Source organism: Streptomyces sp. NPDC024555 (assembly GCF_055559335.1).
The window spans coordinates 405,920-431,889 of the sequence record NZ_JBVHKV010000003.1 but is presented as its reverse complement, the minus strand read 5'-3'; the positions used below and the strand labels follow the sequence as shown (position 1 = coordinate 431,889).

Annotated in this window: 25 protein-coding genes and 1 tRNA gene; 11 read left to right on the top strand and 15 right to left on the bottom strand. The window is 73.5% G+C overall.

Going from position 1 to position 25,970, the window contains the following annotated elements; all coding sequences use genetic code 11:
• Positions 1–22 precede the first annotated feature (22 nt).
• Positions 23–322: a DUF5955 family protein gene (locus ACZ4FH_RS07305; protein ID WP_383650962.1), complete on the bottom strand. Its 300-nt coding sequence runs from the start codon at positions 320–322 to the stop codon at positions 23–25.
• Between the two features lie 241 nt (positions 323–563).
• Here ACZ4FH_RS07305 and ACZ4FH_RS07300 point away from each other — a divergent pair, with 241 nt between their 5' ends.
• Complete coding sequence (locus ACZ4FH_RS07300) at positions 564–1,196, top strand: nucleotidyltransferase family protein (protein ID WP_467302964.1); 633 nt, start codon at positions 564–566, stop codon at positions 1,194–1,196.
• 244 nt (positions 1,197–1,440) lie between these two features.
• Positions 1,441–3,060 (top strand): malate synthase A, encoded by a 1,620-nt coding sequence (aceB, locus tag ACZ4FH_RS07295; RefSeq protein WP_467302963.1) that lies wholly within the window; start codon positions 1,441–1,443, stop codon positions 3,058–3,060.
• Between the two features lie 74 nt (positions 3,061–3,134).
• Here aceB and ACZ4FH_RS07290 read toward each other — a convergent pair whose 3' ends face one another.
• From ACZ4FH_RS07290 to ACZ4FH_RS07275, 4 genes are all read right to left on the bottom strand, one after another.
• Positions 3,135–4,031 (bottom strand): sucrase ferredoxin, encoded by an 897-nt coding sequence (locus ACZ4FH_RS07290; protein ID WP_467302961.1) that lies wholly within the window; start codon positions 4,029–4,031, stop codon positions 3,135–3,137.
• Positions 4,032–4,051: 20 nt separating this feature from the next.
• A complete protein-coding gene (locus tag ACZ4FH_RS07285; RefSeq protein ID WP_467303084.1) occupies positions 4,052–5,203 on the bottom strand; it encodes a cupin domain-containing protein in 1,152 nt (383 codons plus the stop codon).
• Between the two features lie 80 nt (positions 5,204–5,283).
• Entirely contained in the window at positions 5,284–5,553 is a 270-nt protein-coding gene (locus ACZ4FH_RS07280) for a BatC protein (RefSeq protein ID WP_467302960.1), read from the bottom strand.
• Positions 5,554–5,763: 210 nt separating this feature from the next.
• Entirely contained in the window at positions 5,764–8,052 is a 2,289-nt protein-coding gene (locus ACZ4FH_RS07275; RefSeq protein ID WP_467302958.1) for a glycosyl hydrolase family 18 protein, read from the bottom strand.
• Between the two features lie 226 nt (positions 8,053–8,278).
• Here ACZ4FH_RS07275 and ACZ4FH_RS07270 point away from each other — a divergent pair.
• From ACZ4FH_RS07270 to ACZ4FH_RS07250, 5 genes are all read left to right on the top strand, one after another.
• Positions 8,279–8,351 (top strand) — tRNA-Cys (locus ACZ4FH_RS07270).
• Between the two features lie 104 nt (positions 8,352–8,455).
• Positions 8,456–9,592 carry a leucine-rich repeat domain-containing protein gene (locus tag ACZ4FH_RS07265; protein ID WP_467302957.1) on the top strand — a complete coding sequence of 379 codons (1,137 nt, stop codon included), beginning with the start codon at positions 8,456–8,458 and terminating at the stop codon, positions 9,590–9,592.
• A complete protein-coding gene (locus ACZ4FH_RS07260) occupies positions 9,589–11,385 on the top strand; it encodes an ankyrin repeat domain-containing protein (RefSeq protein WP_467302956.1) in 1,797 nt (598 codons plus the stop codon). The genes ACZ4FH_RS07265 and ACZ4FH_RS07260 overlap by 4 nt, the downstream gene beginning before the upstream one ends.
• The gene (locus ACZ4FH_RS07255) at positions 11,382–12,611 is read left to right on the top strand and encodes an AAA family ATPase (protein WP_467302955.1); all 1,230 of its coding nucleotides are present in this window, start codon (positions 11,382–11,384) and stop codon (positions 12,609–12,611) included. Before ACZ4FH_RS07260 ends, ACZ4FH_RS07255 begins: the two co-directional genes overlap by 4 nt.
• Before the next feature lie 4 nt (positions 12,612–12,615).
• Positions 12,616–13,827: a vWA domain-containing protein gene (locus ACZ4FH_RS07250; protein WP_467302954.1), complete on the top strand. Its 1,212-nt coding sequence runs from the start codon at positions 12,616–12,618 to the stop codon at positions 13,825–13,827.
• 7 nt (positions 13,828–13,834) lie between these two features.
• Here ACZ4FH_RS07250 and ACZ4FH_RS07245 read toward each other — a convergent pair whose 3' ends face one another.
• Entirely contained in the window at positions 13,835–14,827 is a 993-nt protein-coding gene (locus ACZ4FH_RS07245) for a fibronectin type III domain-containing protein (protein ID WP_467302952.1), read from the bottom strand.
• Positions 14,828–15,008: 181 nt separating this feature from the next.
• Here ACZ4FH_RS07245 and ACZ4FH_RS07240 point away from each other — a divergent pair, with 181 nt between their 5' ends.
• Positions 15,009–15,611 carry a TIGR03086 family metal-binding protein gene (locus ACZ4FH_RS07240; RefSeq protein ID WP_467302951.1) on the top strand — a complete coding sequence of 201 codons (603 nt, stop codon included), beginning with the start codon at positions 15,009–15,011 and terminating at the stop codon, positions 15,609–15,611.
• A 39-nt stretch (positions 15,612–15,650) separates the two neighbouring features.
• Here ACZ4FH_RS07240 and ACZ4FH_RS07235 read toward each other — a convergent pair whose 3' ends face one another.
• Positions 15,651–16,334 carry an alpha/beta fold hydrolase gene (locus ACZ4FH_RS07235; protein WP_467302949.1) on the bottom strand — a complete coding sequence of 228 codons (684 nt, stop codon included), beginning with the start codon at positions 16,332–16,334 and terminating at the stop codon, positions 15,651–15,653.
• A 61-nt stretch (positions 16,335–16,395) separates the two neighbouring features.
• Between ACZ4FH_RS07235 and ACZ4FH_RS07230 the strand changes: the two genes are divergently transcribed.
• From ACZ4FH_RS07230 to ACZ4FH_RS07220, 3 genes are all read left to right on the top strand, one after another.
• Positions 16,396–17,229: a chitosanase gene (locus tag ACZ4FH_RS07230; RefSeq protein WP_467302948.1), complete on the top strand. Its 834-nt coding sequence runs from the start codon at positions 16,396–16,398 to the stop codon at positions 17,227–17,229.
• 181 nt (positions 17,230–17,410) lie between these two features.
• Positions 17,411–17,773 carry an SH3 domain-containing protein gene (locus ACZ4FH_RS07225; protein WP_467302947.1) on the top strand — a complete coding sequence of 121 codons (363 nt, stop codon included), beginning with the start codon at positions 17,411–17,413 and terminating at the stop codon, positions 17,771–17,773.
• 42 nt (positions 17,774–17,815) lie between these two features.
• Entirely contained in the window at positions 17,816–18,580 is a 765-nt protein-coding gene (locus tag ACZ4FH_RS07220) for a chitosanase (protein ID WP_467302945.1), read from the top strand.
• Between the two features lie 88 nt (positions 18,581–18,668).
• On the opposite strand, the gene ACZ4FH_RS07215 is transcribed toward ACZ4FH_RS07220, so the two are convergent.
• The 8 genes from ACZ4FH_RS07215 to ACZ4FH_RS07180 form a co-directional block, all read right to left on the bottom strand.
• The gene (locus ACZ4FH_RS07215) at positions 18,669–20,102 is read right to left on the bottom strand and encodes a nucleobase:cation symporter-2 family protein (RefSeq protein WP_467302944.1); all 1,434 of its coding nucleotides are present in this window, start codon (positions 20,100–20,102) and stop codon (positions 18,669–18,671) included.
• 267 nt (positions 20,103–20,369) lie between these two features.
• On the bottom strand, positions 20,370–21,758 hold the full coding sequence (locus tag ACZ4FH_RS07210) for an 8-oxoguanine deaminase (protein WP_467302943.1): 1,389 nt from the start codon (positions 21,756–21,758) through the stop codon (positions 20,370–20,372).
• A gap of 167 nt (positions 21,759–21,925) precedes the next feature.
• Positions 21,926–22,849, bottom strand: coding sequence for a factor-independent urate hydroxylase (gene pucL, locus ACZ4FH_RS07205; protein WP_467302941.1), 924 nt, complete (start codon positions 22,847–22,849; stop codon positions 21,926–21,928).
• 6 nt (positions 22,850–22,855) lie between these two features.
• A complete protein-coding gene (uraH, locus tag ACZ4FH_RS07200; protein WP_383639475.1) occupies positions 22,856–23,248 on the bottom strand; it encodes a hydroxyisourate hydrolase in 393 nt (130 codons plus the stop codon).
• Between the two features lie 18 nt (positions 23,249–23,266).
• Positions 23,267–23,776: a 2-oxo-4-hydroxy-4-carboxy-5-ureidoimidazoline decarboxylase gene (gene uraD, locus ACZ4FH_RS07195; protein WP_467302939.1), complete on the bottom strand. Its 510-nt coding sequence runs from the start codon at positions 23,774–23,776 to the stop codon at positions 23,267–23,269.
• Between the two features lie 177 nt (positions 23,777–23,953).
• Positions 23,954–24,331, bottom strand: a complete 378-nt coding sequence (locus tag ACZ4FH_RS07190) for a helix-turn-helix domain-containing protein (protein WP_450890961.1) — start codon at positions 24,329–24,331, stop codon at positions 23,954–23,956.
• Complete coding sequence (locus tag ACZ4FH_RS07185; RefSeq protein WP_383639469.1) at positions 24,328–24,579, bottom strand: YkoF family thiamine-binding protein; 252 nt, start codon at positions 24,577–24,579, stop codon at positions 24,328–24,330. The genes ACZ4FH_RS07190 and ACZ4FH_RS07185 overlap by 4 nt, the downstream gene beginning before the upstream one ends.
• Before the next feature lie 58 nt (positions 24,580–24,637).
• A complete protein-coding gene (locus tag ACZ4FH_RS07180) occupies positions 24,638–25,819 on the bottom strand; it encodes a lactonase family protein (protein ID WP_467302936.1) in 1,182 nt (393 codons plus the stop codon).
• Between the last annotated feature and the right edge of the window lie 151 nt (positions 25,820–25,970).

Genomic DNA, 25,970 nt, shown 5'->3' with positions numbered 1-25,970 from the left:
GGCCGGGGCGGGGCGGGGCCGTTCAGCGGCGCGGCGGCTCGCCGAAGAGGTCGACCGCGACCCGCACGTCGCGCAGGGCCGAGGCGAGGGCGCTGACCGAACCGATCGCGCTCGCGATCAGCAGCAGCGAACGACGGAGCCGGGGGATCTCGGGCACGCCGTCCGCCGCCATCGCGTCCAGCGCCGCCAGCTCGTCCTCGGCGACGGCACGGTCCGGGAACTCCGCGGGATGTCCGGCCAGCTCTCTGCGGAGCCGGGCCACGGCCGTCCGCAGCTCCGTCACCCTCGGGTCCTCGACCCCGGTCAGCCGGCCCTGCCCCACGCTCTTCAACAAAGCACTCCCCCTCGCACGCCCTTGTGCCGGTGTGTCGATCGATCTTGTGCCGGTGTGTCCGGCGATTCCCGGACCGTGGTCAAGTGTCCGGGGGTGCGGGCAAGTTAACGCCATGAAAGGTGCCGGGCGCCACTCCACGGACCGAACTCGGAGTGTCCGGTGCGCGGACACGGACGGACGGCGCGCCCCGGCCCGTGCGGAAGCGGCCGCTCTGCGGTATCCAGACGCCATGACACACACCTCGCGCACCACCGCCCCGGACGTCCCGTCCCCCGCCCCCGTCGTCGCCGGGCTGCTGCTCGCGGCGGGCGGCGGGCGCAGGCTGGGCGGGCGTCCGAAGGCCCTGCTGGAGCATCGCGGCCGGCTGCTGGCCGACCGGGCGGTGGAGGTGCTGCGGGCGGGCGGCTGCGGTCCGGTGCATGTGGTGCTGGGCGCGGCGGCGGAGGAGGTGCGGGCGCGGGCGGAGCTGGCCGGCTGCGTGGTGGACGTCAATCCGGAGTGGACCGGGGGGATGGGTTCCTCGCTGCGGGCGGGGCTCGCCGGGCTGGCCGGGTCGGGGGCGGACGCGGTGCTGGTACTGCTGGTGGACCAGCCGGGGATCGGGGCGGAGGCGGTGGCCCGGGTCCGGGCGGCGTACCGCTCGCGGTCGAGTCTGGCGGCGGCGTCGTACGGGGGCGAGCGGGGCCATCCGGTGCTGTTCGGGGCGGACCGGTGGGCGGACGTCGCGGCGGCGGCGACGGGCGACCGGGGCGCGCGGGCGTATCTGCGGGAGCACCGTGATGCGCTCACGCTGGTCGAGTGTTCCGATGTGGCCGAGGCGTACGACATCGACACGGCGGCGGATCTCGCACACCTGGAGTGAGCGTCCCGGCACATGGAGCGAGAAGCCTGCCGGGAGTGCCAGGTTCTGTCGACCCGGAGAATCTCGACATCAACAAAACATTGAACTTCCACCATGAGGAAACTACTATCCACTGGTCAGAAGCCCTCTGCACCTCAGAAGGCGACCGCAGCCGTATCCCGGAGCCCTGGCACCCCGTGCCGTTTCGGGCGACCCGGCGGCCGTGACACGTCGCCCGCACCGCCCGCTGAAGGAGTGACCGCTCATGTCCGCACCAGCGCCGTCCTCGCTGGCCATCGTCGATGCCGAGCCCCTGCCCCGGCAGGACGAGGTCCTGACCCCGGCGGCCCTCGCCTTCGTGGCCGAGCTGCACCGGCGGTTCACGCCCCGGCGCGACGAGCTGCTCGCCCGCCGCGCCGAGCGCCGCGCCGAGATCGCCCGCACCTCCACGCTGGACTTCCTGCCCGAGACGGCCGCGATCCGGGCGGACGACTCCTGGAAGGTCGCCCCCGCCCCCGCCGCGCTGAACGACCGCCGGGTGGAGATCACCGGTCCGACCGACCGCAAGATGACCATCAACGCCCTGAACTCGGGCGCGAAGGTCTGGCTCGCCGACTTCGAGGACGCCTCCGCCCCCACGTGGGAGAACGTCGTCCTCGGCCAGCTCAACCTGATGGACGCGTACAACCGCTCCATCGACTTCACCGACCCGAAGTCCGGCAAGTCCTACGCGCTGAAGCCCGCCGACGAGCTGGCGACCGTCGTCACCCGCCCCCGCGGCTGGCACCTGGACGAGCGCCACCTCCAGCTCGACGGCACCCCCGTGCCCGGCGCCCTCGTCGACTTCGGCCTGTACTTCTTCCACAACGCCCAGCGCCTGATCGACCTCGGCAAGGGCCCGTACTTCTACCTGCCGAAGACGGAGTCGCACCTGGAGGCCCGCCTCTGGAACGACGTCTTCGTCTTCGCCCAGGACGCGCTGGGCATCCCGCAGGGCACCGTCCGCGCCACGGTCCTGATCGAGACGATCACCGCCGCGTACGAGATGGAGGAGATCCTCTACGAGCTGCGCGACCACGCCTCCGGGCTCAACGCGGGCCGCTGGGACTACCTCTTCTCCATCGTGAAGAACTTCCGTGACGGCGGTGCCAAGTTCGTCCTGCCGGACCGCAACGCGGTGACGATGACCGCCCCGTTCATGCGGGCGTACACCGAACTCCTGGTCCGCACCTGCCACAAGCGCGGCGCGCACGCGATCGGCGGCATGGCCGCCTTCATCCCGTCCCGGCGCGACGCCGAGGTCAACAAGGTCGCCTTCGAGAAGGTCAAGGCCGACAAGGACCGCGAGGCCGGCGACGGCTTCGACGGCTCCTGGGTCGCCCACCCCGACCTGGTCCCGATCGCCATGGCCTCCTTCGACGCGGTCCTCGGCGAGAAGCCGAACCAGAAGGACCGGCTGCGCGAGGACGTCTCGGTGGCCGCCGGCGATCTGATCGCCGTCGACACCCTGGACGCCAGGCCCACGTACGAGGGTCTGCGCAACGCCGTCGCGGTCGGCATCCGCTACATCGAGGCCTGGCTGCGCGGCATGGGCGCGGTCGCCATCTTCAACCTGATGGAGGACGCGGCCACCGCCGAGATCTCGCGCTCGCAGATCTGGCAGTGGATCAACGCGGACGTCGTCTTCGAGAACGGCGAGCACGCCACGGCGGAGCTGGCCCGCGAGGTCGCCGCCGAGGAACTGGCCGCGATCCGCGCCGAGACCGGCGACGAGGCCTTCGCCGCCGGCCGCTGGCAGGAGGCCCACGACCTGCTGCTCCAGGTCTCCCTGGACCAGGACTACGCGGACTTCCTGACGCTCCCGGCGTACGAGCGGCTGCGCTGACCCCGTACGGCCCCGCGACGCCCCGCCCCCGGCCAGCGGCCCGGGGGCGGGGCGTCGTCCGTGTGCGGGGCGGCTCAGCCGACGCGGATCGAGACGACCTCGTGGACGAGGGCCGCGCCGGTGGGCGGTCCCTTGCAGGTGAGGCGGTGGGGCGGCGCGCGGTGGGCGCTCACCTCGATGTCGTACGTCACGGGGTAGGGCGGGGGGCCGGTGACACTGATCAGCCAGTGGGGGCCGGCCCGGGTGGTGGCGGTGACGGTGTAGTCGTGGCGGCCGGCCGGGCCGAGGCGGGCGAGGAGAGCGGCGACGGCGGCCTGCTGGGGGGCGATCAGGTCGGTGTAGCCGCGCAGATGGCGGGCGTGGACCCGGTCGGCGAGATGCTGTTCGAGCACGGCGACGGCCGATCCGGCGTCGAGACCGCCGTAGTAGACACCGTCCGGGGCGACGAGGACGTTGGCCGCGAACCGGTCGCCGCCCACGTGTGTGCACTCCCAGACCAGCTCGGGCCGGTACGCCCCGAGCGCCGCCGCCACGGGCCGGCCGCGCAGGGCGCAGCAGGTGTCGTGGCGGCCGTGGGTGCAGACGAGGACGACGGGCGGGTGGCCGGTCTCGCCGGGGGCGTCGAGCGCCGCCGCGGCCCGGACCAGGTCCGCCTCCCGCTCCCAGGTGCCCCAGAGCTGCCGGTGGGCGCCGGTGGCGTCGTACCGCAGCACGGCCCAGCGGCGGGGCCCTCCGGGGCCGCGGCGCCCGTGGCGGCGGATCAGGAGCACCCGGGCGCGGACCGCGCGGGCGGCGTCGAGGAGGACGGCGCCGGGGCCCGCGGCCAGGGCGAGACCGTCGAAGCCGTCGGCGGGCCAGGCGCCCGCGTACTCGACGAGCACCCAGACGGTGCCGGGGGGCGCCGTGCCCGCGAGGACGTCGCCGCGGGCGCGCGCGGCCTGGGCGCAGAAGAAGCGGCCGGGGCCGGTCATACGGGTCTCCGGGGGCGGGGTCACGGCCCGGCGGGCACGAGGACGCCCGCGCGCAGCAGCCGTCCCGCGCAGGCGAGACCCAGGTCACCGGCGGTGCGCACCTCGCCGGCGAGCAGCCGGGCCACGGCCGGGACGTCGTCCTCCGGGAGGTCGAGCGCGCAGACCCGGGTGACCAGGCGCGCCCCGTCCAGCCGGGCGTCCAGGGCGGCGCGGAGCCGTACGGGGGTGGTGGTGCCGAGGTCCCGGGCGGCGGCGTACTGGGCCAGTGGTCCGAGCGGGGCCGGACGGGCCTGCGCGCGCCGGGCGCGGTGGAAGCGGGGTGCCGGGTCCGCGTCGGCGAGGGCCGCGAGGAGCCGGGCGCGCACCGGGTCCGTCTCGTCCTCCGGCCCGTCCGTGCCCAGCGGCAGGGTCCCGCGTGCCCAGGGGTCGTCGCGCAGGGCGGCGAGCGCGGCCTGCACGAGCTGTTCGGCCACGGCGTAGCGCGTCCAGACGTGGACGCCGAGCGTCAGGTGGACCGAGATCTCGCCCTGGGCCTCGGCGGCGTGCAGCCAGCCGCGCGGCAGGTAGAGGACGTCGCCGGGGGCGAGGACGGTGTCCAGGTACGGTTCGCGCCGGGCCGCGTCGGCGACCGCCCGGCGGTGGTCGTTCCAGGGCTGGTCACGCAGCGGGTCGGTGTGCACCGGCGGGTGGACGGTCCAGCGTTTGGTGCCCTCGGTCTGGAGGACGAAGACGTCGTGGACGTCGTAGTGGGCGGCGAAGCCCCGGTTCTGCGGCGGGGTGATGTAGGCGTTGGCCTGCACCGGGTGGCCCAGTTCGGTGCCGAGCGCGGTGACGAGGTCGCCGACGGGGGCCCAGGTGCGGTGCAGGGCCTGGAGGACGAGGGTGGCACCGTCGGCGAACTCCCGCCACAGCGCGGTGTCGTCGACCTGGTCGCCGATGGTGGCGCCGACGCCCGCGGGGGCGGTGAACGCCGTGTCGGGGAGGGTGGCGCCGTTCTTCGCGACCCGGAGGAACGGGGTGCGCAGCCCGCGCCGCGCGACGAGTTCGTCGACGGAGCGGGCGGTGAGCAGGTCGGAGAAGTCGTCCGCGCCACGGGTGAGCAGCGCCCGGCGGGCCCAGACGTCGCGGGCGAACTCCTCGCGGCTCAGGCCGCCCGTCAGACGGGTCTCCAGGACCCCGGGCGCCGCGTCGGCGGTCCGGGGCTCCTGGGCCTCGGTCCCGGTCCTGGTTCCGGTTCCGGTCGTGGTGGAACTCAAGAACCGGCGCCGGACGGACTCGCACCACCGTCGGCGCCACCGTTCGCGCCGCCGTCGGCACCTCCATCGGCGCCACCATCAGCACCACCGTCCGCACCGCCGTCGGCGCCACCATCAGCACCGCCATCGGCGCCACCGTCCGCACCACCATCAGCACCGCCATCGGCGCCGCCGTCCGCGCCGCCGTCGTGGACGCCGGGGGTGCCCTCCGCGCCGCCGTCGGCGGGGCCTTCCTGCTGATTCGGGTCCTGCTCGGGGCTGGTCATGGGTCCTCCCGCGCATCGAACGGAGCCGGACCCGCGTACCGGGACCGGTCGTCAGGCACGGCGGCGCCCTCGGACACCGCCGCACCAACCGTAACGCTTGGGGCGTTTCCTCACGATTCGGCAGAACCGCGGGGACGGGAACGACGGCCGGCGGGAACGGAAACGGGGAGCCGTGCGGGCGCACGGCTCCCCGTCCTCATCCCGGACCGGTCATTGCAGCCCGGTGGTGATGGCGTTCATCAGCGTGCCCTGGGCGGTGTCACCGGACATCTCCCAGACCATGACGCCGAGCAGCCCCTTGTCCTTCACGTAGTCCATCTTCTTGCCGATGGACCAGGCGTCGTCGAAGGACCACCACTGACTGCCGGTGTATCCGTACGTCGAGACGGACTGTTCGTCATGGTGCACGGCCATCGTCGGATAGGCCCCGACGAGGTTGGAGTAGCCCCGGGTCCCGGCCTCCTCGGCGAACTGGCCGGGGGCGGCTCCGCCCGCGGACTGCCATTCGCCGGCCGCTCCGCCGTCCGTGACGCCCTGCCAGCCCCGTCCGTAGAAGGGGATGCCGAGGGTCAGCTTGCGGGGGTCGACCCCCGCGTCGGTGTACGCCTTGATCGCGGTGTCGGCGCTGAAGTGGAAGTCGTAGGGGTCCTGTGCGTCGTTGTAGAGGTTGGCCTGGTGGCCGGTGCGGTTGGGCTCCCAGGAGTTGTCGCTGCCCGAGCCGTGGAAGTCGTAGCCCTGGACGTTGGCGACGTCGAGGGAGTCGAAGACCTTGCCCAGGTCCCAGCCCTCGTCGATCTTCTGCGGGTCGGCCGGGGTGAACGCGGTCAGCAGGCGGTGGCCGCCGCCGAGCGCGTCGAGCTGCTTGCGGAACTCCGCGAGGAGCAGGGTGAGGTTGTCCTTGTCGTCGGGCGAGTAGTGGTTGCCGGGGTGTCCGGTGCCGGTGCCCGGCCACTCCCAGTCGATGTCGAAGCCGTCGAAGATGCCGGCCGCGGTGCCGGGACCTCCCGCGCCGTTGTACACGGGCAGGTTGCCCTTGATGTACATGTCGATGCAGGAGGAGACGAACTTCTTGCGGGCGGCGTCGGTGGCGGCGACGTCGGAGAAGTACTTCGAGTACGTCCAGCCGCCGAGCGAGACCACGATCTTCAGGTTCGGGTGGCGCTGCTTGAGCTTCTTCAGCTGGTTGAAGTTGCCGCGCAGCGTGCCCCAGCCGTCGTCCGCGACGCCGTCCACGGACTGGGAGGCGCTGAAGGGACGGGCGTAGTCGGCGTCCGCGTCCCCGGCACCGGTGCCCTGTTCGGGGTCCTGCGGGTCGGCCGTGGTGCCCTTGGTGACCCCGTTGAGGCAGGTGAGGTTGTTGGGGTCGATATTGGCGAACGAGTAGTTGATGACGTCGAGCTTGTCCGCGGCGCCGGAGGTCTCCAGGTTCTTGACGAAGTACTGGCGGCCGTAGATGCCCCACTGGACGAAGTAGCCGACCTTGGCGTAGTTGCCCGCGCCGGCGATGTCGTCGGTCTTCACCGTCAGCGTGTTGCTCGCGGGCGAGGCGTTGTCGGCCGCGTCACGCGCCTTGACGGTGAAGGAGTAGGAGGTCGCGGGCGACAGCCCGCCGATGCTCGCGGTGGTCGTGGTGCCGGAGACCGTGGTGGCGAGCGCGGCGCCCTTGTAGATGTCGTACGCCGCCACGCGCTGGTTGTCCGTCGCGGCGTTCCAGGCCAGGGAGACCGACGAGGAGTCCTTGGCGGTGGCGCGCAGCGAGCCGGGGGCCGTCGGCGGCGAGGTGTCGGTGGCCGGGTCGACGGTGGTGACGGTCAGCGGGGCGCTCTCGGCGGAGACGTTGCCGCGGGTGTCCTTGGCCCGGACGGTGAACGCGTAGGCCGTGGCCGGGGTCAGTCCGGTGACCGTGGCGGAGGTCGCGGCGGTGGCCGATCCCAGGACCTTGCCGCCGGCCAGGATGTCGTACGAGGCCACGGGGAAGTCGCCCGCGGTGGAGGCGGTCCAGGAGAGCGAGGCGGTGCGCGCGGTGACGTCCGTCTGCTTCAGCCCGCCGGGCGCGCCGGGCGGGGCGTCCGCGGATCCGTCGCACTTGTCGCCGTTGATCCGGCAGCCGGTGGGCTCCTTGATCGGGCCGGTGGCGACGAACCAGAAGCTGTAGGGCTCGGTGGTGCTGTGCGCGGCGACCGTGCCGTTGTAGTGGGCGTTGGCCGCGGTGAGGTGACTGCCCTGGGTGGTGACCGTGCCGTTGTACGAGGAGCTGATGGCGACCCCGGCGGGAAGGTCGAACTCCAGGCTCCAGCCGGTCACGGCCGTGTCCGTGTCGTTGTGCAGGACGTAGGTCCCCTTCCACCACGAGCCGTTGTCGGCGGTGGTGAAGGTCGCCGTCAGCTTGCCGGCCGCGTGCGCGGGTCCGGTCTGCAGGGACAGCAGGGCGAGGAGCAGGGCGAGTACCGCGAGCAGCGCGGTCGCCGTTCTCCGTCTGAGGGGCATGTGCTCGAACATGGTTCTCCCTAGCGACTGGGACCGGTGAGGCGGTCCTCGGGGGGAGCGGGAATGCATGTCGTTCCATGGAGCACAGAGGAAGGTAATTGGTCTGGACCAGCCCGTCAATAGGTACAGACCATTTACGGAAGGCGTCCCGGTCCCCGCGTCGGTCCGCCCCGTGCGGCGCCAATCCCTGGCACTGGTGTGCGAGTTCACCGCGGCACGCACTAGGATCATGCGCGGCAGGGCTGTAGCGCAGAGGTCGTCGCGCCCAAGCAGCAAGCTGGAGGACGTCGGTTCGAATCCGACCGGTTCTGCCGCCTTTACGTAACGGGACGTCGACGTGTCGGTCCGCCCGAGCGGGCGGCGCACGGCCGCCCTTCCCTCGGCCGGCACCCGGCGGGGGATCTGGGGAGTGGCGATGTCGCAGCCGATGCCGGTGCGTTGTCCGGCGATCGAGCATCCGGACCTTCCGCTCGCCGACCCGGCGCTGCTCGGTCCCCTGCTCGAACGCCTCGCGGACGGGCGACCGGTGACCGCCGACGAGACCTTCCCGCTGGGCGCGCTGCGGACCGACGGACGCGTCGACCTGTGCAAGCAGGGGCTCGGGGCCGCCGGTGCCGCGCGGATCATGCCCGCCGTCGCCGCCTCGCCGCACGCCGTCCACGTCCTGCTCGGCACCAACGCCCTCGGCGACGAGGGCGCGCGGGCCGTCGCCGAGGCGACCGCCGCATCCGGCCACGGACTGCACACCCTGTATCTGGGCTGCAACCGCATCACCGCCGCCGGTGCCGCGGCGCTCGCCGGGGCCCTCGCCGACGACGGCACCGTCCGCGCCCTGTGGCTCAAGCGCAATCCGGTGGGCGACGCCGGAGTGCGGGCCCTGGTGCCGATGCTGCGCCGCGCCTCCGCGCTGCGCACCCTCGACCTCGTCAACACCGGTGTCAGCACCGAGGGTCTGGCCACGCTCCTGGACGTGCTCGCGGGCCGCGAGCGGCCCGTGGAACGGCTGTTCCTCGGGGGCAACGGGCTCGACGCGGACGCCGCTCCCCTGCTGGCCCGGCTGATCCGCGACGCGGGCGTCCGCGAGCTGTACCTGCCCTCCAACCACCTCGGGGACCGTGGCGCCGCCGTCCTCGCGGGCGCCGCCGACCCGGCCCGCCCGATCCGGCTCGGCCTCGGCGGCAACGGCATCGGACCCGAGGGCGCCCGCGCGCTGGCCGCCGCCCTCGACGGGATCGAGGCCCTGGACCTGGGCCGGCCGCCCTCGGAGCGCAGCCTCGGCGCCCCGCCCAACGCCACCGGCGACCTCGGCGCCGATGCGCTGGCCGCCGCCCTGCCCGGCAGTCCGCTGCGCCGGCTCGACCTGTGCCACACCGGCCTCACCGGCCGTGGCGCCAAGACCCTGCTCGCCGCCGTCGGACACGGCTCGCGGCTGGAGTACATGGGGCTCGGCCCCGGGCTGCCCCGCCGGGTGAAGCGCTCCTTCGCCACGGCGCTGCGTCCGGACGGCGGCGCCCACACCGATCTGCGCGCGGTCAGGAGCCAGTACCGATGAGCCCGCACCCCGCCTCGGGCCTGCTCTCGCCCGAGGAGGCCGCGAGCTGGCGGCAGGTCCGCCGGTACGCCGTGCCGCGCACCATGATCGAGACCTCGGCCGCGCGCCGGGCCGCCGGAGACTGGCGGGGCGCCCTCGCGGCGGCCGGGTACGACCTGGAACTCGACCCGGCCGGGATCTCCGCGCGGTACGGGACGGCCGTGGCGTCGGCCGTCGAGGACGATCTGCGCCACCTCGTGCCCGACCTGCTCCGCTGGCATCTGCCCCGGATCCTCGGCGGGCGCTCGACCCTGGCCACCGAACAAACCCTGCTGCTGGCGGGGTACGGACCGGTGAACGGGGAACGGGGCGGCGCCCCCTACCTGATACTGCGGACCGGCGCCATGGTCGACGGACCGCAGCGGGTCGCCCTTCGCTTCGGCCCGGCCCGGCACCGCGGCTCCGGCGCACCGGCCCTCAAGGACTGGCGGACCCTGCGGCACCTGTGGGACGCGCGCCGCACCGCCGAACTGTGGGAGCGGGCCGGTGGCGGCACCCGGCTGCCGTTCCTCGACGCGGACGGCACCCCTCGCCCGGTGGACCGGCTGCCGCACGACGCCCCCGACGGCACGGACCCGGCGGCCCGCGCCGAATGGGCGACGCTGCTGCACCAGCGCGGTGACATCGCAGGAGCGCTGGAGGCGGCCGGCCTCGTCTGGGACCCGACACCGCCGGAGATGCCCGCCTGGTACCGCGCCACCCCCGAGACGCTGATCCGCGCGGTGGCGCTGGACGTGCCCCGGCTGGAGGCCGAGGTCCGCCGGGTCGCCGCGCTCACCGGGGCGGAGCGGTTCCAGATCTCCCGGGACTGGCGGGTGCGCGTCCTGCTGGACTTCACCGGTCCCGGGCACGAGGGGCGGTTGCGGGTCCGGCTCGTCGAACGCGAGGCCGCCGAGGGTGCGGCACCGCTGCCCGAGGCCGTCTGGCGGCGGCTGCCCGACGTCGATCTGCTGCGCACCGGCGACCTGACCGCGCGTCGGCTCCATCCGCTGGTCGCCGGGGCCCTCTTCCCCGGCCTCGACGGGGAGTTCGGTCCGGACGGACCCACGGCCCCGGGGCCCGTACGCGTCCGGTGCCGGGGCGCGTGGCACACCGTCCGGTTCCGCGACGGCGTGCTGGACTCCCCGCACACCGCGCAGGAACGGCAGCGCGAGCACGCCCTGCGCGCGTTCGGCGGCGCGGTCACCGGCTGCTTCGCGGCCGAGCACGCCTGCACCGGCGGCACCGGCCGGCTTCCGAGGGCCCTGGCCGCGCAGCGCCGCGACCTCTTCCTGCACGCCGAGCACGGGAACACCGAGGCCGTCACCGCGCTGCTGGACGCGGGATTCGACCCGCGGATCCGCGACGCCGGCCGGCGCACCCTCCTCCATCTGCTGCCCCAGCTCGACCACACCGCCCTGCTCCCCCGGCTGCTGGACGCCGGGCTCGATCTGGAGGCCCGGGACCACCGGGAGCGCACCGCACTGAGCACGGCGGTCTCGGGGCGGGGTTCGGTCGCGCTCGTCCGGGCCCTGCTCGACGCGGGCGCCCGGCCGGACGTCGTCGACCAGACGGAGCTGTCGCTGGAGCAGGTGATCCGCAAGTACCGGCGCACCGATCTGAGGTTCCTCGCCGAGCGGGTGGCGAAGGAGTTCCCGGACATCGGCTCGGACTGGTGGGAGGAGTGGGAGCCCGACGACGACGAGGACGGCGACGACGAGGACGACCACTCCGGCGACGCCGGGACCGACGACGCGGAAGGTGAGGACGGATGAGCACCGTCGCCCCCGACAGCCCGGCGCGGACCTCCCGCGCCGCCTCCGGGCCGGATCCGCTGGAGGCCGCCGACGCGCTGAACCGGCGGCTGCGCAGCAGTCGTACCGAAACCGTCGCCAGTCCTCAGCTGGAGGCCCTGGCCCTGGCGGTGACGGCCAATCAGCCGGTGCTGCTGTGGGGCGAGCCGGGCATCGGCAAGTCGGCCGGGCTCGAACAGCTCGCGGCCGGGCTCGGGGTGGAGCTGGAGACCGTGATCGCCAGCGTCCACGAACCCTCCGACTTCGCCGGACTGCCCGTCGTCGGTGACGACCCCGCCACGACCGGGGTGCCGATGGCGCCGCCGGACTGGGCGGTGCGGCTCGCCCGGCGCGGGCGGGGCCTGCTGTTCTTCGACGAGCTGTCCTCCGCTCCCCCGGCCGTGCAGGCCGCGCTGCTGCGCGTCGTGCTGGAACGGCGGGTGGGCAGCCTCACGCTCCCGGAGTCCGTACGCATCGTGGCGGCGGCCAATCCGCCGTCGAGCGCGGCGGACGGCTGGCACCTCAGCCCGCCGCTCGCCAACCGCTTCGTGCACCTGGCGTGGACGCACGACCCGCGCACCGTCGCGCGCGGCATGGCCGGCACCTGGCCGGAGGCGGCCGTTCCGCTGGTCGAACCGTCCCGGGTGCCGGGTGCGGTGGCGCGGGCCCGGGGCGCGGTCTCCGGTTTCCTGCACGCGCGGCCGGGGCTCGTCCACCACATTCCGGGCGACGCCGAGAGCCGGGGCCGCGCCTGGCCCTCGCCCCGCACCTGGGACATGGCGCTGCGCCTGCTGGCCACCGGATACGCGACGGGCACGGGCCGGGAGGCGATCGCCGCCGCCCTGACCGGGGCCGTCGGCGACGGGGCGGGCATCGAGCTGCTGGCGTACCTGGAGAATCTGGACCTGCCCGATCCGGACCGGGTGCTGGCGGACCCGGAGGCCTTCGCCCTGCCCGAGCGCGGTGACCGGCAACTGGCCTTCCTCATCGCGGTCGTGGCCGCCGTACAGGCCGATCTCACCCGTCCGCGCTGGGAGGCCGGCTGGGCGGTGCTGGCCAAGGCGGTCGCGGCGGGCGTGCCCGATGTGGCGGCCCGCGCCGCGGTCGACCTGGCGTCGATGCGCGACCCCGCCTGGCCGGTCCCCGAGGGCATCGACGCCTTCCTGGAGCTGCTCCAGCTCTCCGGCGCGCTGCCGGGAAGCGGCTGAGGACATGTCCGCGCACCGGGAGGAGTCCGGGGACCCCGCCCCGGCGCGGCTCCGGCTGGACCTCACCAAGCTGCTCGCCGCCCGCTACCGGGCGGCGACCGACCGCCCGTATCTCGCCACCGCGCTCTACGCGTTGTCGGTGGTGCCCAGTGACGAGGTCCCGACCATGGGCGTGGACCGGCACTGGCGCTGCTATGTGTCGCCCGCGTTCGTCGACCGGACCCCGGTGGCCGAACTGGCCGGGGTCTGGCTGCACGAGGCCGCGCATCTGCTGCGCGACCACCACGGCCGGGCCGGCCGGCTGTCCGCGGCCGATCAGCGCGACCCGCACCGGATCAACATCGCCCAGGACTGCGAGATCAACGACGATCTGCTCGCCGACGGGGTGGTCCTGCCACAGGGGCGGATGGAACCGGCGCTCTTCGGTCTGGCCGAGGGGCGGCTCTTCGAGGAGTACCTGCCGGATCTCCCGCCCGGTCCCCCGCACAGCTGCGGTTCGGGCGCGCACGGCCGTCCCGAGCCCTGGGAGTCCAGCGGCCCGGACGGCCCGCCGCAGGTCGGGGCGGTCGAGGCGGAGGCGCTGCGGCGCCGGACGGCCGAGGCGATGCGGGCGCATCTGCGCACCCGGGGCACGCTGCCGCAGGGGTGGAAGCGGTGGGCCGAGGAGATCCTGGAACCGGCCGTCGACTGGCGGCAGGCCCTGGCCGGAGCGGTCCGGGAAGCGGCGGCCTGGGCCTCGGGCGCGGTCGACTACACCTACCGGCGTCCCGCCCGGCGCGGGGCGGCGCTGCGCGGCGTGGTGCTGCCGAGCCTGCGCCGGCCGCTGCCGCGGGTCGCCGTCGTCGTCGACACCTCCGGCTCGATGGGCGACGACGAACTCGGCTCGGCCCTCGCCGAGGTCACCGGGGTGCTGCGCGAGGTGGGCATCGGCGGCAACCGGGTCACCGTGCTGGCCTGCGACGCCGATGTGCACGCCGTCTCGCGGGTGACGTCGGCCGGGCAGGTCGTCCTCGGCGGGGGCGGCGGCACCGACATGCGGGTCGGGATCGCCGCGGCGCTGGCCGCCCCGGAGCGCCCCGGCATCGTCGTGGTCCTCACGGACGGCCACACCCCCTGGCCCGAGGAGTCGCCCTCGTGCCGGCTCGTGGCCGCCCTCATCGGGGCGGACGCGCCCGCGCCGCCGCCGTGGATCGAGACGGTCCGCGTCCCCCTCTGACGCGGGCTCACTGTCCGAGGACCACCGTGAGCGGTGCCGAGAACGCGCCCCACTTGCCGTCCGGCATCTTGGCGCGGAGCGTGACCACATGGCGGGTGCCGCGCGGTTCGGCGGTCGTGTACTGGTAGGTCGCCCGTCCGGCGGGCGGTGCGATGCCCCAGACGACGGTGGTGGTCATCTTTCCGTCCAGGTACAGCTCGTAGGTGGTGACCTCGCCGTCCGTCTCGGGCTGGGCCCAGTCCAGATCGACGGCGTACTCCTTGCCCTGGACCTTCGTTCGCGCCCGCAGGCCGGTGGGGGCGGTGCTCGCCGGGGCGCCGGGCGCCGAGGCGGTGGTGAGGCGGAGGGTGTTGCTGTCGGGCGACGAGGTGTTGGCGGCGTCGCGGGCCCGCACGGTGAAGGCGTACGCCATCCCGGGGCGCAGTCCGGTCAGCCGGGCCGTGGTCGTGGTGCCCGGCACCGTGTGGATGCGGGAGCCCTCCTGGTAGATGTCGTACGCGGTGACGCCGACGTCGTCCGTGGAGCCGCCCCAGGAGAGGGTGGCGGCCCGGTTGCCGTCGGCCTTGCCGCGCAGTTTCACCGGCCGGGTGGGGGGCGCGTGGTCGGCGGGCGTGGGGGCGGGGGTGGTGACGCGGACGGCGGCGCTGGGCGCGGAGAGGTTTCCGGCGGCGTCGCGGGCCCGGACGGTGAAGGTGTACGCGGTCGAGGCGGTGAGCCCCTCGATGTCGATCATCACCTTGGACGCGGGGACGGACTTGACCTTCCTGCCCTCGCGGTAGACCTCGTAGCCGGTGACGGCCGTGTCGTCGGTGGACGCCTTCCACATGACGTGCGCGGAGGTCGCGCTGCCGGCCTGGACGGTCACCCCGCCCGGCGCGGTCGGCTTCCCGGTGTCGGCCTCGGCCTCCGAACCGCAGGCGGTCAGCGCGGCGAGGAGCAGGGCGGCGGAACAGGACAACGCGGCGGTGGTGTGGGGGCGTTGCACGGTGTTGCCTTCCATCCGGCAGCTATTGGTCCAGACCTGTATCGCACGGCCCGGGGCTTCCCGACAAGGGGACGGAGCGGAACGTTCCGCAATATGCCGGTGTGCGCCGCCGGTCCGGTCCCGGCCGCGGGGCCGTGCAGTCAATCCGCTCGTGGCCGGGCGATGAGTTCACGGGGTCCGGGGAGTCTGCACAGGTATGGACACACAGACGAACCCCGCCCCTCTCGATCTCGGGCCCGCCGCCCGGAACCTGACCGCCCTGCTCGACGGCATCGACGACGCACGGCTGACCGGCCCGACCCCCTGCCCCGGTGTCACCGTGGGCGCGATGCTCGCCCATGTCGGCGGGCTGGCCGTGGCCTTCCGGGACGCAGCGCGCAAGGATCTGGGGCCGACGACCGGCACGGCGCCCTCGGTGGAGTCGGGTGTGCTCGCGGACGACTGGCGCGAGACGCTGCCCCCGGCGCTCGACGAGCTGGCGGCGGCCTGGCGCTCCCCGGACGCCTGGCAGGGCATGACCCAGGCGGGCAGCGTGGATCTGCCGGGCCGGATCGCCGGGATGGTGGCCCTCAACGAGCTGGTGCTGCACGGCTGGGACCTGGCGCGGGCGACCGGGCAGCCCTACTCGGCCGAGGAGGACCATCTGCACAGCACGCTCGCGGTCCTGGCCGACCTCGGTGACAACCCGCCGCCCACCTCGCCATTCGCCGCTCCGGTGCCGGTCGCCGACGACGCGCCGCTGCTGGACCGGGCGGTGGCGCGCGGCGGCCGCCGCCCGGACTGGCGGCCCGGCGACTGAGATCGGCGCCGGGAGCCGGACGGCCCGGCACCGAGGCGGTCAGCTGGTGAAGAACTCCGTCATCTCCTGGACGAGCTGGGCGGCGTTCGTCTCGTGCACGCGGTGACCGCCGTCGATGGTCAGCAGCCGCGAGTCCGGGACGAGCGCGGCCATGTCCTGGAGCCGCGCCTGGGAGAGGCCGCTCGCCGGGCCGCCCGAGACGACCAGGGTCGGGGCGACGATCTCGCCGAGAGCGCGCGCCCGCTCCGGTCCGGGCTCGTCGAGCTGCTCGCGTACGGCCGGGACGGCGTTCTCGTCGTAGTCGACCGGGCCCCGCGGGGTGACGGCGGGTCCGGCCGCGCCGGGGAACGGCGGCGGGGTCTCCACCAGCACCAGCCGCTCCACCCGGTCCGGGTTCTCCTGGGCGAGGAGCTGGGCGACGACACCGCCCATGCCGTGTCCGGCCACCCCGGCCCGGTCGATCTCGCACGCGTCGAGGAAGCCCAGCACGTCCTCGGCCATCAGATCGAGGTCGTAGTCGTCGGGCCAGTCGCTCTCCCCGTGTCCGCGCAGATCGATCGCGTACACCCGCCACTCCCGCCCCAGCAGCTCCCCCACCGCCTCCCAGGAGGCCGCCGAGTCCCCGAGGCCGTGCAGCAGCACGACCGGTGAGCCGTACGGGTCGCCCCAGCTCCGGTACGCGAGGCGCACATCGCCGACATCCACCACTGACTGATCATCCATGACCCCGACGCTACCGCCCGGCCTGCACCGTTCGTCCCGTAGGGCCTGGCAGGCTGGTGGGGTGAAGATCAGCACGCGTCCACCGCTCGCCTCCCGTCTCGCCCTCCTCCTCGCCGCCGTCGTACTGACCGGATGCACGACGACCGGTTCCGATTCCGGCAAGGGCGCGGCCGGTCCCGGTCTGGACGATCCGGTGAAGAAGGACATCGCCATGCAGCTGGTCTCCAGCGCGGAGAACTCCACGCTGGACTGGAAGGCGCAGTACGGCTACATCGAGGACATCGGCGACGGCCGCGGCTACACCGGCGGCATCATCGGCTTCTGCTCCGGCACCGGCGACATGCTGAGCGTCGTGGAGCGGTACGCGAGGGCACGGCCCGGCAACGCGCTGGAACGGTTCCTTCCGGCGCTGCGGAAGGTGCGTGGCACCGACGCGCACACGGGGCTCGGCCGGGCCTTCACCGACGCGTGGGCCGGCGCCGCGAAGGACGCGGCGTTCCGCGGCGCGCAGGACACCGAACGGGACCGGTCCTACTTCGACCCGGCGGTCTCCCGGGGCCGCGCGGACGGGCTGGGCGCGCTCGGCCAGTTCATCTACTACGACGCCTATGTGATGCACGGTTCGGCCGACGCGGAGGGGGACGTCGGCTTCACGACGATGCGCCGCCGGGCACTGGCCGAGGCGGACTCCCCCGCCGAGGGCGGCGACGAGCGCGCCTATCTCGACGCGTTCCTCGACGCCCGCGTCGCGGCGATCCGCAAGGAGCCCTCGCACCACGACACCAGCCGCGTCGAGACCGCCCAGCGGGTGTTCCTCCGGGAGGGCAATCTCGCTCTGGAGACTCCGCTGCGGTGGAAGGTGTACGGCGACAGCTACGAGATCAAGGGTTCCTGAGCGTCCCCGGGGGCCCGGGAGGTCTCCACGACCCCCGCCAAACCCACGATCGACGGGCGCGCGAGGCGTTGGCCGCATGGGCCGTGTGCGCCGGTGCGTACCGCTCGTGACCTGCGCTTACACTCCCGGGCGACAGGGCCGGCAGACCCGTGTCCCCGAGGTCCGCCGCCCGTTGGGCGGGGTGGACGGCACCACACGGGTGGGCCGGATCACCGAGGAGTTCCGCACCATGATGAAGAAGATTCTGCTGACGATGACGATGCTGGCCGCCGGCATCGGTCTGGCCGTCTCCCCCGCCGCGCAGGCCGCGCCCAGCACGGCCCCCGCGCACCGCGCCGAGGCGGCTCAGCCGTCGCTCGTCTGCACGGTGAACGACAACGGCGTCAACTTCCGTGGCGGACCGGGCACCAACTTCCCGGTCCTGGGCCAGGTCAACAAGGGCCAGAACCTCAACTACCGTGGCCGGACCGGCGACTGGATCATGGGCGACCTGTGGGGTGGCCCCACCGGCGTCTGGATCTACGTGGCCTACCTGGACTGCTGAGTCCGGCACCGTACCGCCCCGCACCGGACATGACCGCCCCCGGTGCGGGGCTCGCGGCTGCCGCCCCGTGCGGCGGCGCATCCCGAGGAGGCGAGCGTGAACGGTCTGGACGATCCGGCGAAGAAGGACATCGCCATGCAACTGGTCTCCAGCGCGGAGAACTCCACGCTGGACTGGAAGGCGCAGTACGGCTACATCGAGGACATCGGCGACGGCCGCGGCTACACCGGCGGCATCATCGGCTTCTGCTCCGGCACCGGCGACATGCTCGGTCTGGTGGAGCTGTACACCCGCCGGGCCCCGGACAATCCCCTGGCCCGCTTCCTCCCGGCCCTCCGCGCGGTCGACGGCGGTGACTCGCACGAGGGCCTGGACCCCGGTTTCACCTCCGCCTGGCAGGAGGCGGCCCGGGACGAGGCCTTCCGGCGGGCCCAGGACGACGAACGCGACCGGGTGTACTTCGATCCGGCGGTCGCCCGGGGCAAGGCCGACGGCCTGCGCGTGCTCGGCCAGTTCGCGTACTACGACGCCTTCGTGATGCACGGCGACGGCGACGACGGCGCGAGCTTCGGGGCGATCCGCGAGCGGGCGCTGCGGCAGGCGGAGCCACCGGCCCGGGGCGGTGACGAGACCGCCTATCTCGACGCGTTCCTGGACGCCCGGGTGTGGGCCATGCGGCAGGAGGAGGCCCACTCGGACACCAGCCGGGTGGACACCGCGCAGCGGGTCTTCCTGCGCGCGGGGAATCTGGACCTCGACCCGCCGCTCGACTGGAAGGTCTACGGCGACCGCTATCACATCGGCTGACCCCGGGACGGCGCGCTGCCGTGGTGCGTACGGACCCGCTCGCGCGGGAGGCCGTACGCACCACGGCACCGGACCGTGCGGCGGCCCGTCAGTGCGCGGGCACGGCCGCCCGGTCGAGCGGTTCGCCCTCGGGGGCCGGCTCCGCCGGACCGGGGTCCGCCGCGCGGCCCAGGTGGTTGAAGGCCAGGTTGAGGACGATCGCCACCACGCATCCGGTCGAGATCCCGGAGTCGAGCACGACCAGCAGGTCCTTCGGGAAGGCGTGGTAGAAGTCCGGCGCGGCGATCGGTATCAGGCCGACGCCGACGGCCGCGGCGACGATCAGCGCGTTCTCGCCCTTCTCCAGCGCGGCGGTGGCCAGGGTCTGGATGCCGCTCGCGGCGACCGAGCCGAACAGGACGATGCCCGCGCCGCCGAGGACGGGCAGCGGGACCAGCGCGATGACGGACGCCGCGACGGGGAAGAGGCCGAGCAGGATGAGGATGCCGCCTCCCGCCGCGACGACGAAACGGCTGCGTACCTTCGTCATGGCGACCAGTCCGATGTTCTGGGCGAAGGCGCTGCACATGAAGCCGTTGAACAGCGGGCTGAGCGCGCTGCCCAGGGTGTCGGCGCGCAGTCCGCCCTCGATCGTCCGCTCGTCGGCCGGGCGGTCGACGATCCGGCCGAGGGCCAGCATGTCGGCGGTCGACTCGGTCATGCAGACCAGCATCACGATGCACATGGAGACGATCGCGGCGATCTCGAACTGCGGGGCGCCGAAGTGGAACGGGGTGGGGAAGCCGACCACGTCGGCGTCGCCGATCGCACCGAAGTCGGTGATGCCGACGGGGATGGCGACGAGGGTGCCGGCGACCAGGCCGAGCAGGATCGCGATCTGCTGGAGGAAGCCCCGGAGCAGTTTGCGCAGCGCCAGCACGATCACCAGGGTGACGGCGGCCATGGTGATGTTGGTGGTGGAGCCGTAGTCGTCGGCGGTGGCGTTGCCGCCCTGGGACCAGTTGAAGGCGACCGGCAGCAGGGAGACACCGATCAGGGTGATGACGGTGCCGGTGACGACGGGTGGGAAGAAGCGGACGAGTTTGCAGAAGTACGGGGCGAGGACGAAGCCGAGGAGGCTGGCGACGATGATCGCGCCGAAGATCACGGCGATGCCGTCGTGCCCCCGGTCCTTGCCTATCGCCACCATCGGGGTGACCCCGGCGAACGAGACGCCGTTGACGAACGGCAGCCGGGCGCCTATGCGCCAGAAGCCGAGCGTCTGGAGCAGGGTGGCGATGCCGGCGGTGAAGAGGCTCGCCCCCATCAGGAAGGCGGTCTCCTTGGGGGTGAGGCCCACGGCGGGCCCCACGATCATGGGCGGGGCGACCACGCCCGCGTACATCGCGGCCACGTGCTGGAGGCCGCTGGTCACCATCTTCAGTGGGGGGAGCGTCTCGTCGACCGGATGCTTCCGGTCGACGGCCGCTTCGGGTCCGGGTGCTGCACTGGCGTCGTTGCGAAACCTGGGCGTGGCTGCCACGGCGGTTCCTCCGGTCGGTTACACGTCTGCGGTGACGTGGGTGTCAGGGAGGTGGTGCCGGGGCCGGTCCGGGGACCGGGCCCCGTGTGGTGCGTTGATGCAGGTGGGGCAGGTCGTGCAGCTGGTGCGGGCAGCTTTGATCGCCGGTGCGGGAGGCGTCCGCGCTGGGCGGATGCCTCCCGCACCGGTTGCCGCGGACCCCGCTCGGGTCCGCGGCGGCCGGACGAGGGCCGTCCCCCTCGGCCGGCCGGTTCGGGGGGGGGCGGGTCAGGCTCCGGCGGCGATCCCGGCGAGGCGCCGGGCCTCGTCACGGGTGGCGACGGCGATGGCGTCCTCGTCGGCGGTGACCAGCCGGCCCGACTCGACGACGGGCCGGCCGCCGACGAGCGAGAGGGTGACGGGCGCGGCGGCGCCGAAGACGAGCGCGGTCACCGGGTCGGCGATGGAGGCGTGGGCGAGGGTGTCCATCCTCCAGAGCACGACGTCGGCGAGCTTGCCGGGTTCCAGGGAGCCGATCTGGTCGGCGCGGCCCAGGACCCTGGCCCCGCCGTACGTGCCGAGCCGGAGCGCCTGACGGGCGTTCAGGGCGCGTTCGCGGTGCGGGCCGAGGCGGTTGACGAGGAGGGCGTTGCGCAGCTCGGTGTGGAGTTCGCCGGACTCGTTGGAGGCGGTGCCGTCGACGCCGAGGCCGACCGGGACCCCGGCGGCGAGCATGTCCGGGACCCGGGCGATGCCGGCGGCGAGCCGGGCGTTGGAGGACGGGCAGTGGGCGACGCCGGTGCCGGTGCGGGCGAACGCGGCGATGTCGGCGTCGTTCATGTGGACGCAGTGCGCCATCCACACGTCCTCGCCGAGCCAGCCGGTGGACGCGAAGTAGTCGGTCGGTCCCATGCCGAACAGCTCGTGGCAGAACTTCTCCTCCTCCACGGTCTCCGAGCCGTGGGTGTGCAGCCGGACCCCGCGCCTGCGGGCCAGTTCGGCGCCCTCGCGCATGAGTGCGGTGGAGACGGAGAACGGGGAGCAGGGGGCGACGGCGATCTGGGTCATCGCGTCGAAGGAGGCGTCGTGGTGGGCGTCGATGGTCGCCTCGGTGGCGGCGAGCGCGCCTTCCAGGGTCTCGACGGCGAAGTCCGGCGGCAGTCCGCCGTCCTTCTCGCTGCGGTCCATGGAGCCCCGGGCGAGGGTGAACCGTACGCCCATGTCCCGGGCGGCGCCGATGATCGCGCCGGACAGGTCGCCCGAGCCGCGCGGGTAGACGTAGTGGTGGTCCATCGCGGTGGTGACGCCGCCGCGCGCCATCATGGCGAGCGAGCCCTGGGCGGCGGCGCGGACCATCGGTTCGTCGACGCGCGCCCAGGTCGGGTAGAGGGCGACCAGCCACTCGAAGAGGTTGTGGTCGGTGGCCAGGCCCCGGGTGATCCACTGGTAGAAGTGGTGGTGGGTGTTGATCAGGCCCGGGGTGAGCAGATGCCCGGTGCCGTCGATCCGGCGTACGACGTTCTCCAGGCCCTCGGGGGCCCGGCCGGCGCCGACGGACTCGATGCGGCCGTCCGCGACGACGAGGTGGCCCGAGGCGTACTCGGTGTCGTCGGCGTCGACGGTCGCGATCGAGCAGTTCTCGATGACGATGCGTTCCACTCGGCCGGTTGCTGCCATGGTGCGTCCTTCTCTCGTCGGGGGTGCGGGCACGGCAGGACCCTAGGAGGATTTGAGTGCCGCGGCGGTGAGGCGGGCCGCGGGTGCCGAGAGGGTGGAGGAGCTGGGTGTGACCGGTGGAGGCGCGCCGGTCCGCCCCGGGCGGACGGACCCGGCGCGCCGCCGGGTCAGAGGTTGGTCAGGTCGACCGGGATCTGCGGCTCGACGCCGTCCCGGAGCACGGTGGCCTCGATCAGGCCGTACGGCCGGTCGGCCGCGAAGTAGACCTCGTTGTCGTTCTTGAGGCCGAAGGGCTCCAGGTCGACGAGGAAGTGGTGGTTGTTCGGCAGCGAGAAGCGGATCTCGTCGATCTCGCTGCGGCTGTTGATGATCCGCGAACCCATCTGGTAGAGGGTCTGCTGGAGCGAGAGGGAGTACGTCTCGGCGAAGGCCTGGAGCATGTGCGTGCGCGCCTGCTCGTAGGACTTCTCCCAGTTGGGCATCCGCTGCTCGTCGCTGGTCCAGTTGTAGCGCCAGCGGGCCGAGACGTCGGTGGCCAGGATGCGGTCGTACGCCTCCTTGAGCGTCGTGTACTCGTCCTTGACGTACCCCCAGAACTCGGAGTTCGTCGAGTTGAGCACGGTCAGCTCCTTGAGCCCGGAGATGACCTGCCAGTGCTCGCCGTCGAAGGTGATCTGGCTGGTGCGGATCTCCTGGTTGCGGCGGACGAAGGAGTGGTTGACCTCGTCGGAGCCGATGAAGCGGGAGTTGGCGTCGGAGGTGGCGATGCGGTCCCAGGCGTACTGCTCGATGCGGATCCGGGCCCGCTTGATCGGCTCCTGGGACGTCACGAAGTGGCGGGCGAGATGGATGCCGAACTGCTCGGCGGAGTCGATGCCGTGCTGCTTGGCGAAGGCGAACACCGTGTTCTTGGTGGTGTCCGTGGGCAGGACGTTGGCGTTGGATCCCGAGTAGTGGACCTCGTCCATGTCGCCGGAGAGGGCGACGGAGACGTTGAGGTCCTTGATGTGGTGGGTGTCGCCGTCCCGCACGATCCTGACGACGCGGTTCTCTGCTTTGCCGTACTGGTTCTGGCCGAGAATCGTGGGCATGGTCTGCTAGCTCCCTCGGTATACGGAGTAGCCGAACGGGTTGAGCAGCAGCGGTACGTGGTAGTGCTCGCCCGGAGTGACGGCGAAGGTGATCGCCACCTCCGGGAAGAACGCACCGCTGTCCCTTACGCGGGGGGCGTCCTGCTGCGCCTCGGCTTGCTTCTTGGCGGTGAAGTACGGCTCGGTCTCGAAGTCCAGCCGTACGTGGGTGGTGCCTTCCGGCAGGGCCGGCAGGTCCTTGCAGCGCCCGTCCGCATCGGTCGTGGACCCGCCGAGCGCCACCCACGGCGCGTCGCCGCCGCCGCGGGCGGAGAGCGAGACGGGGACGGCCCCGGCCGGGCGGCCGATGCTGGTGTCCAGGATGTGCGTGGACACCGATGCGGTGGTCGAGGTGCTCAAGGCCTTGCTCTCCTTCGGTTACGTGTCCTCGGCGACGAGGCGCGTGAGGCGGACGCGGTTGATCCTGCCCAGTTCGGTGCGGACGACCTCGCGCTCCCGCTCCGGCGTGTTCCCGATCCGGGACTTCACGGCGTCGCGCATCTGCTCACCGGTGGCCCCGGTGGCGCAGATCAGGAAGACGTGGCCGAACCGTTCCTGGTAGGCCAGGTTCAGGGCGAGCATCTCGGCCTTGAGTTCCTCGGAGGCTCCGGCCATCCCCCGCTGTTCGCGGGAGGAGACCGGGTCCCCGGGCTTCGGCCGGCCGATCGGGGGGTGACCGGCCATGGCCTCGGCCAGGTCCCGCGCGTCGAGTGCCGCCGTGGCGGTGTCGCTCGCGGAGAACAGGGCTTCGGCGGTGGCGTACGGGCGGTGGGCGAGGACGGCACGTCCCCAGGCCGTACTGGCACAGACCTCGTGCAGTGCGGTGGCCGCGGCCTCGTCCGCCAGGGTGTTGAACCGGGCCAGGCCCGGCGTGGAGCTCGAAGTCACGGGAGCCTCCGTGGCTGTGGTGCGCTGTGCGTTGGTCGGGCTGCGGGATAGCTAACGCCCTCCACCACACCACGTCAACACTTTGTTGAAATTCCGTTCATGTAAAAAGCCGCCGCCCGGTGATCCGGACGGCGGCTCGCGCGTTCATGTGCCCGTAACGCGGGAAGGCGGCTCCAACTAGCCGCTCTTGGAGCCGTTTTCCCTGTTCAAGTAGTTGTAGACGGTGAACCGCGAGACGCCGAGCGCGCCCGCCACGGTCTCCACGCCGTGCCGCACGGAGAAGGCACCGCGTGCCTCCAGGGTGCGGACGACCTCCTGCTTGGTGCGGCGGTCCAGCTCGGCGAGCGGCCTGCCGTGCCGGCGCTCCATCGCGGCGAGGATGTGGTCCAGCGATTCGGAGAGCTGCGGGAGCCGCACGGCTATGACGGCCTCGCCCTCCCAGGCCAGGACGACGTCGTCGGCCTCGGCCTCGTCGGGTCCGAGCAGCTCCGCGCCCATCGCGTCGACGAGCGGTCTGACCGCGCCGATCAGGGGGTGGTCCGCGGCCCCGGTCACCGCGGGCCCTCCCCGATCACGTTGACCTGGAGGGAGACCCGGGTGGCCCCGGACGCCAGGGTCCGGCGGAGCAGGGAGTCCACCGCGGTGAGCACGGCGTCCGCGCCGCCCTCCGCCGTGTTGCCGAAGGGGCCGACGTCCACGGCGTCCAGTTCGGCGGACTGGATGACCTCGCGGGCCACGACCGCGTGGGCCGGTGCCTCGTCGAGGTCGAAGGGCTCGGTGGTGAACTCCACTCTCAGGCGCACGGTCTCTCCTCTTGCCTCGGGCCGCGTTCGGGGGGCGGCCCGCACCTCGGAGGAGACCCTAGCGTCCGGGGCCCGCCACCGGCAGCACGCATACGGCGGCCGGGAAGGCGAAGGGCGCTCCCGTCGGGGTGAGGGCACCGGTGGCGGCGTCGACCCGGAAGACGGTGACGGTGCCGGACCGCTGGTTGGCGGCCAGGAGGAGGGCGCCGTCCGGGGAGAAGGCGGTGTGGCGGGGGAAGTCGCCGCCGACCGGGACGGTGTCCAGCAGGCGCAGCGCGGCCCCCTCGTCCTCGACGGCGTAGCGGGTGAGGCTGTTGTGCCCCCGGTTGGCGAGGTAGGCGAAGCGGCCGTCGGCGGTGACCAGGAGCTGGGCGGGGTAGCTGGTGCCGGTCCCGGTGCCGGTGGACTGCGGGGTGCCGGGGGTGAGGGTGCCGGTGGCGGGGTCGTAGCCGCAGACGACGACGGTGTTGTCGAGTTCGCAGGCGAGGTACGCGTACCGGCCGCCGGGGTGGAAGGTGAGGTGGCGCGGTCCGGCGCCGGGGCGCAGGGCGGCGTACGAGAGCCGTTCCAGGGTGCCGCGCGTCTCGTCGAGGCGGTAGGTGTACACCGTGTCGTTGCCCAGGTCGACGGCGAGGACGTGGGCGCCGTCCGGGGCGGTGACGATCTGGTGGGCGTGCGGCCCGCCCTGTCCGGGTCCGGGGGCGGGCACGGTGTGGGCGACCAGGTCGGTGCGCTCGCCGATCGACCCGTCGTCGGCCAGGGGGTGCACGGCGACGCTGCCGGAGGTGTAGTTGGCGCTCAGCAGCCAGCGGCCGCCCGGGTGGACCGAGAGGTGGCAGGGGCCGGCGCCGCCGGTGGAGCGGGTGCCGAGCACCCGGAAGGTCCCGTCCCCGGCGAGCGCGACGGCACTCACGCCCCCGTCGCTCCGCTCGTCGACGGCGTACAGGGTGCGGCCCGTGGGGTGGAGCGCGAGGTACGAGGGGTCGGGGACTCCGGTGACGGTCGTACGGGCGGTGATCGCCCCGCTCACCGGGTCGTAGGAGGCCACGCCGATGCCGGTGCCGCCGGGACCGGTCGAGGTGTAGGTGCCGAGGAAGAGCGTTCCGGACGCGCGGACCGGGGGCTTCGGCGGATGGGGGCGGGGGCGGCGCTCCTCGCGCGGGAGGCCGGGGGCGGCGGCGAGCGCGCCGCCCGCCAGGAGCGCGCCGAGGACGGTGCGGCGGCTGGTGGGGGAAGTCATGCGAGGCACCTCGTGGGGTCGGTGACGTCGGACGGCACAGCCACAGTGGCGCTCCCCGGGGGCCGCGGGCAAGAGACGCACCGGCCATTGCGCACCGCGCAACGCCGGGCCGGAGCCCGTCCGTTCGGAACCGGGGAGCGACGGGATTTCC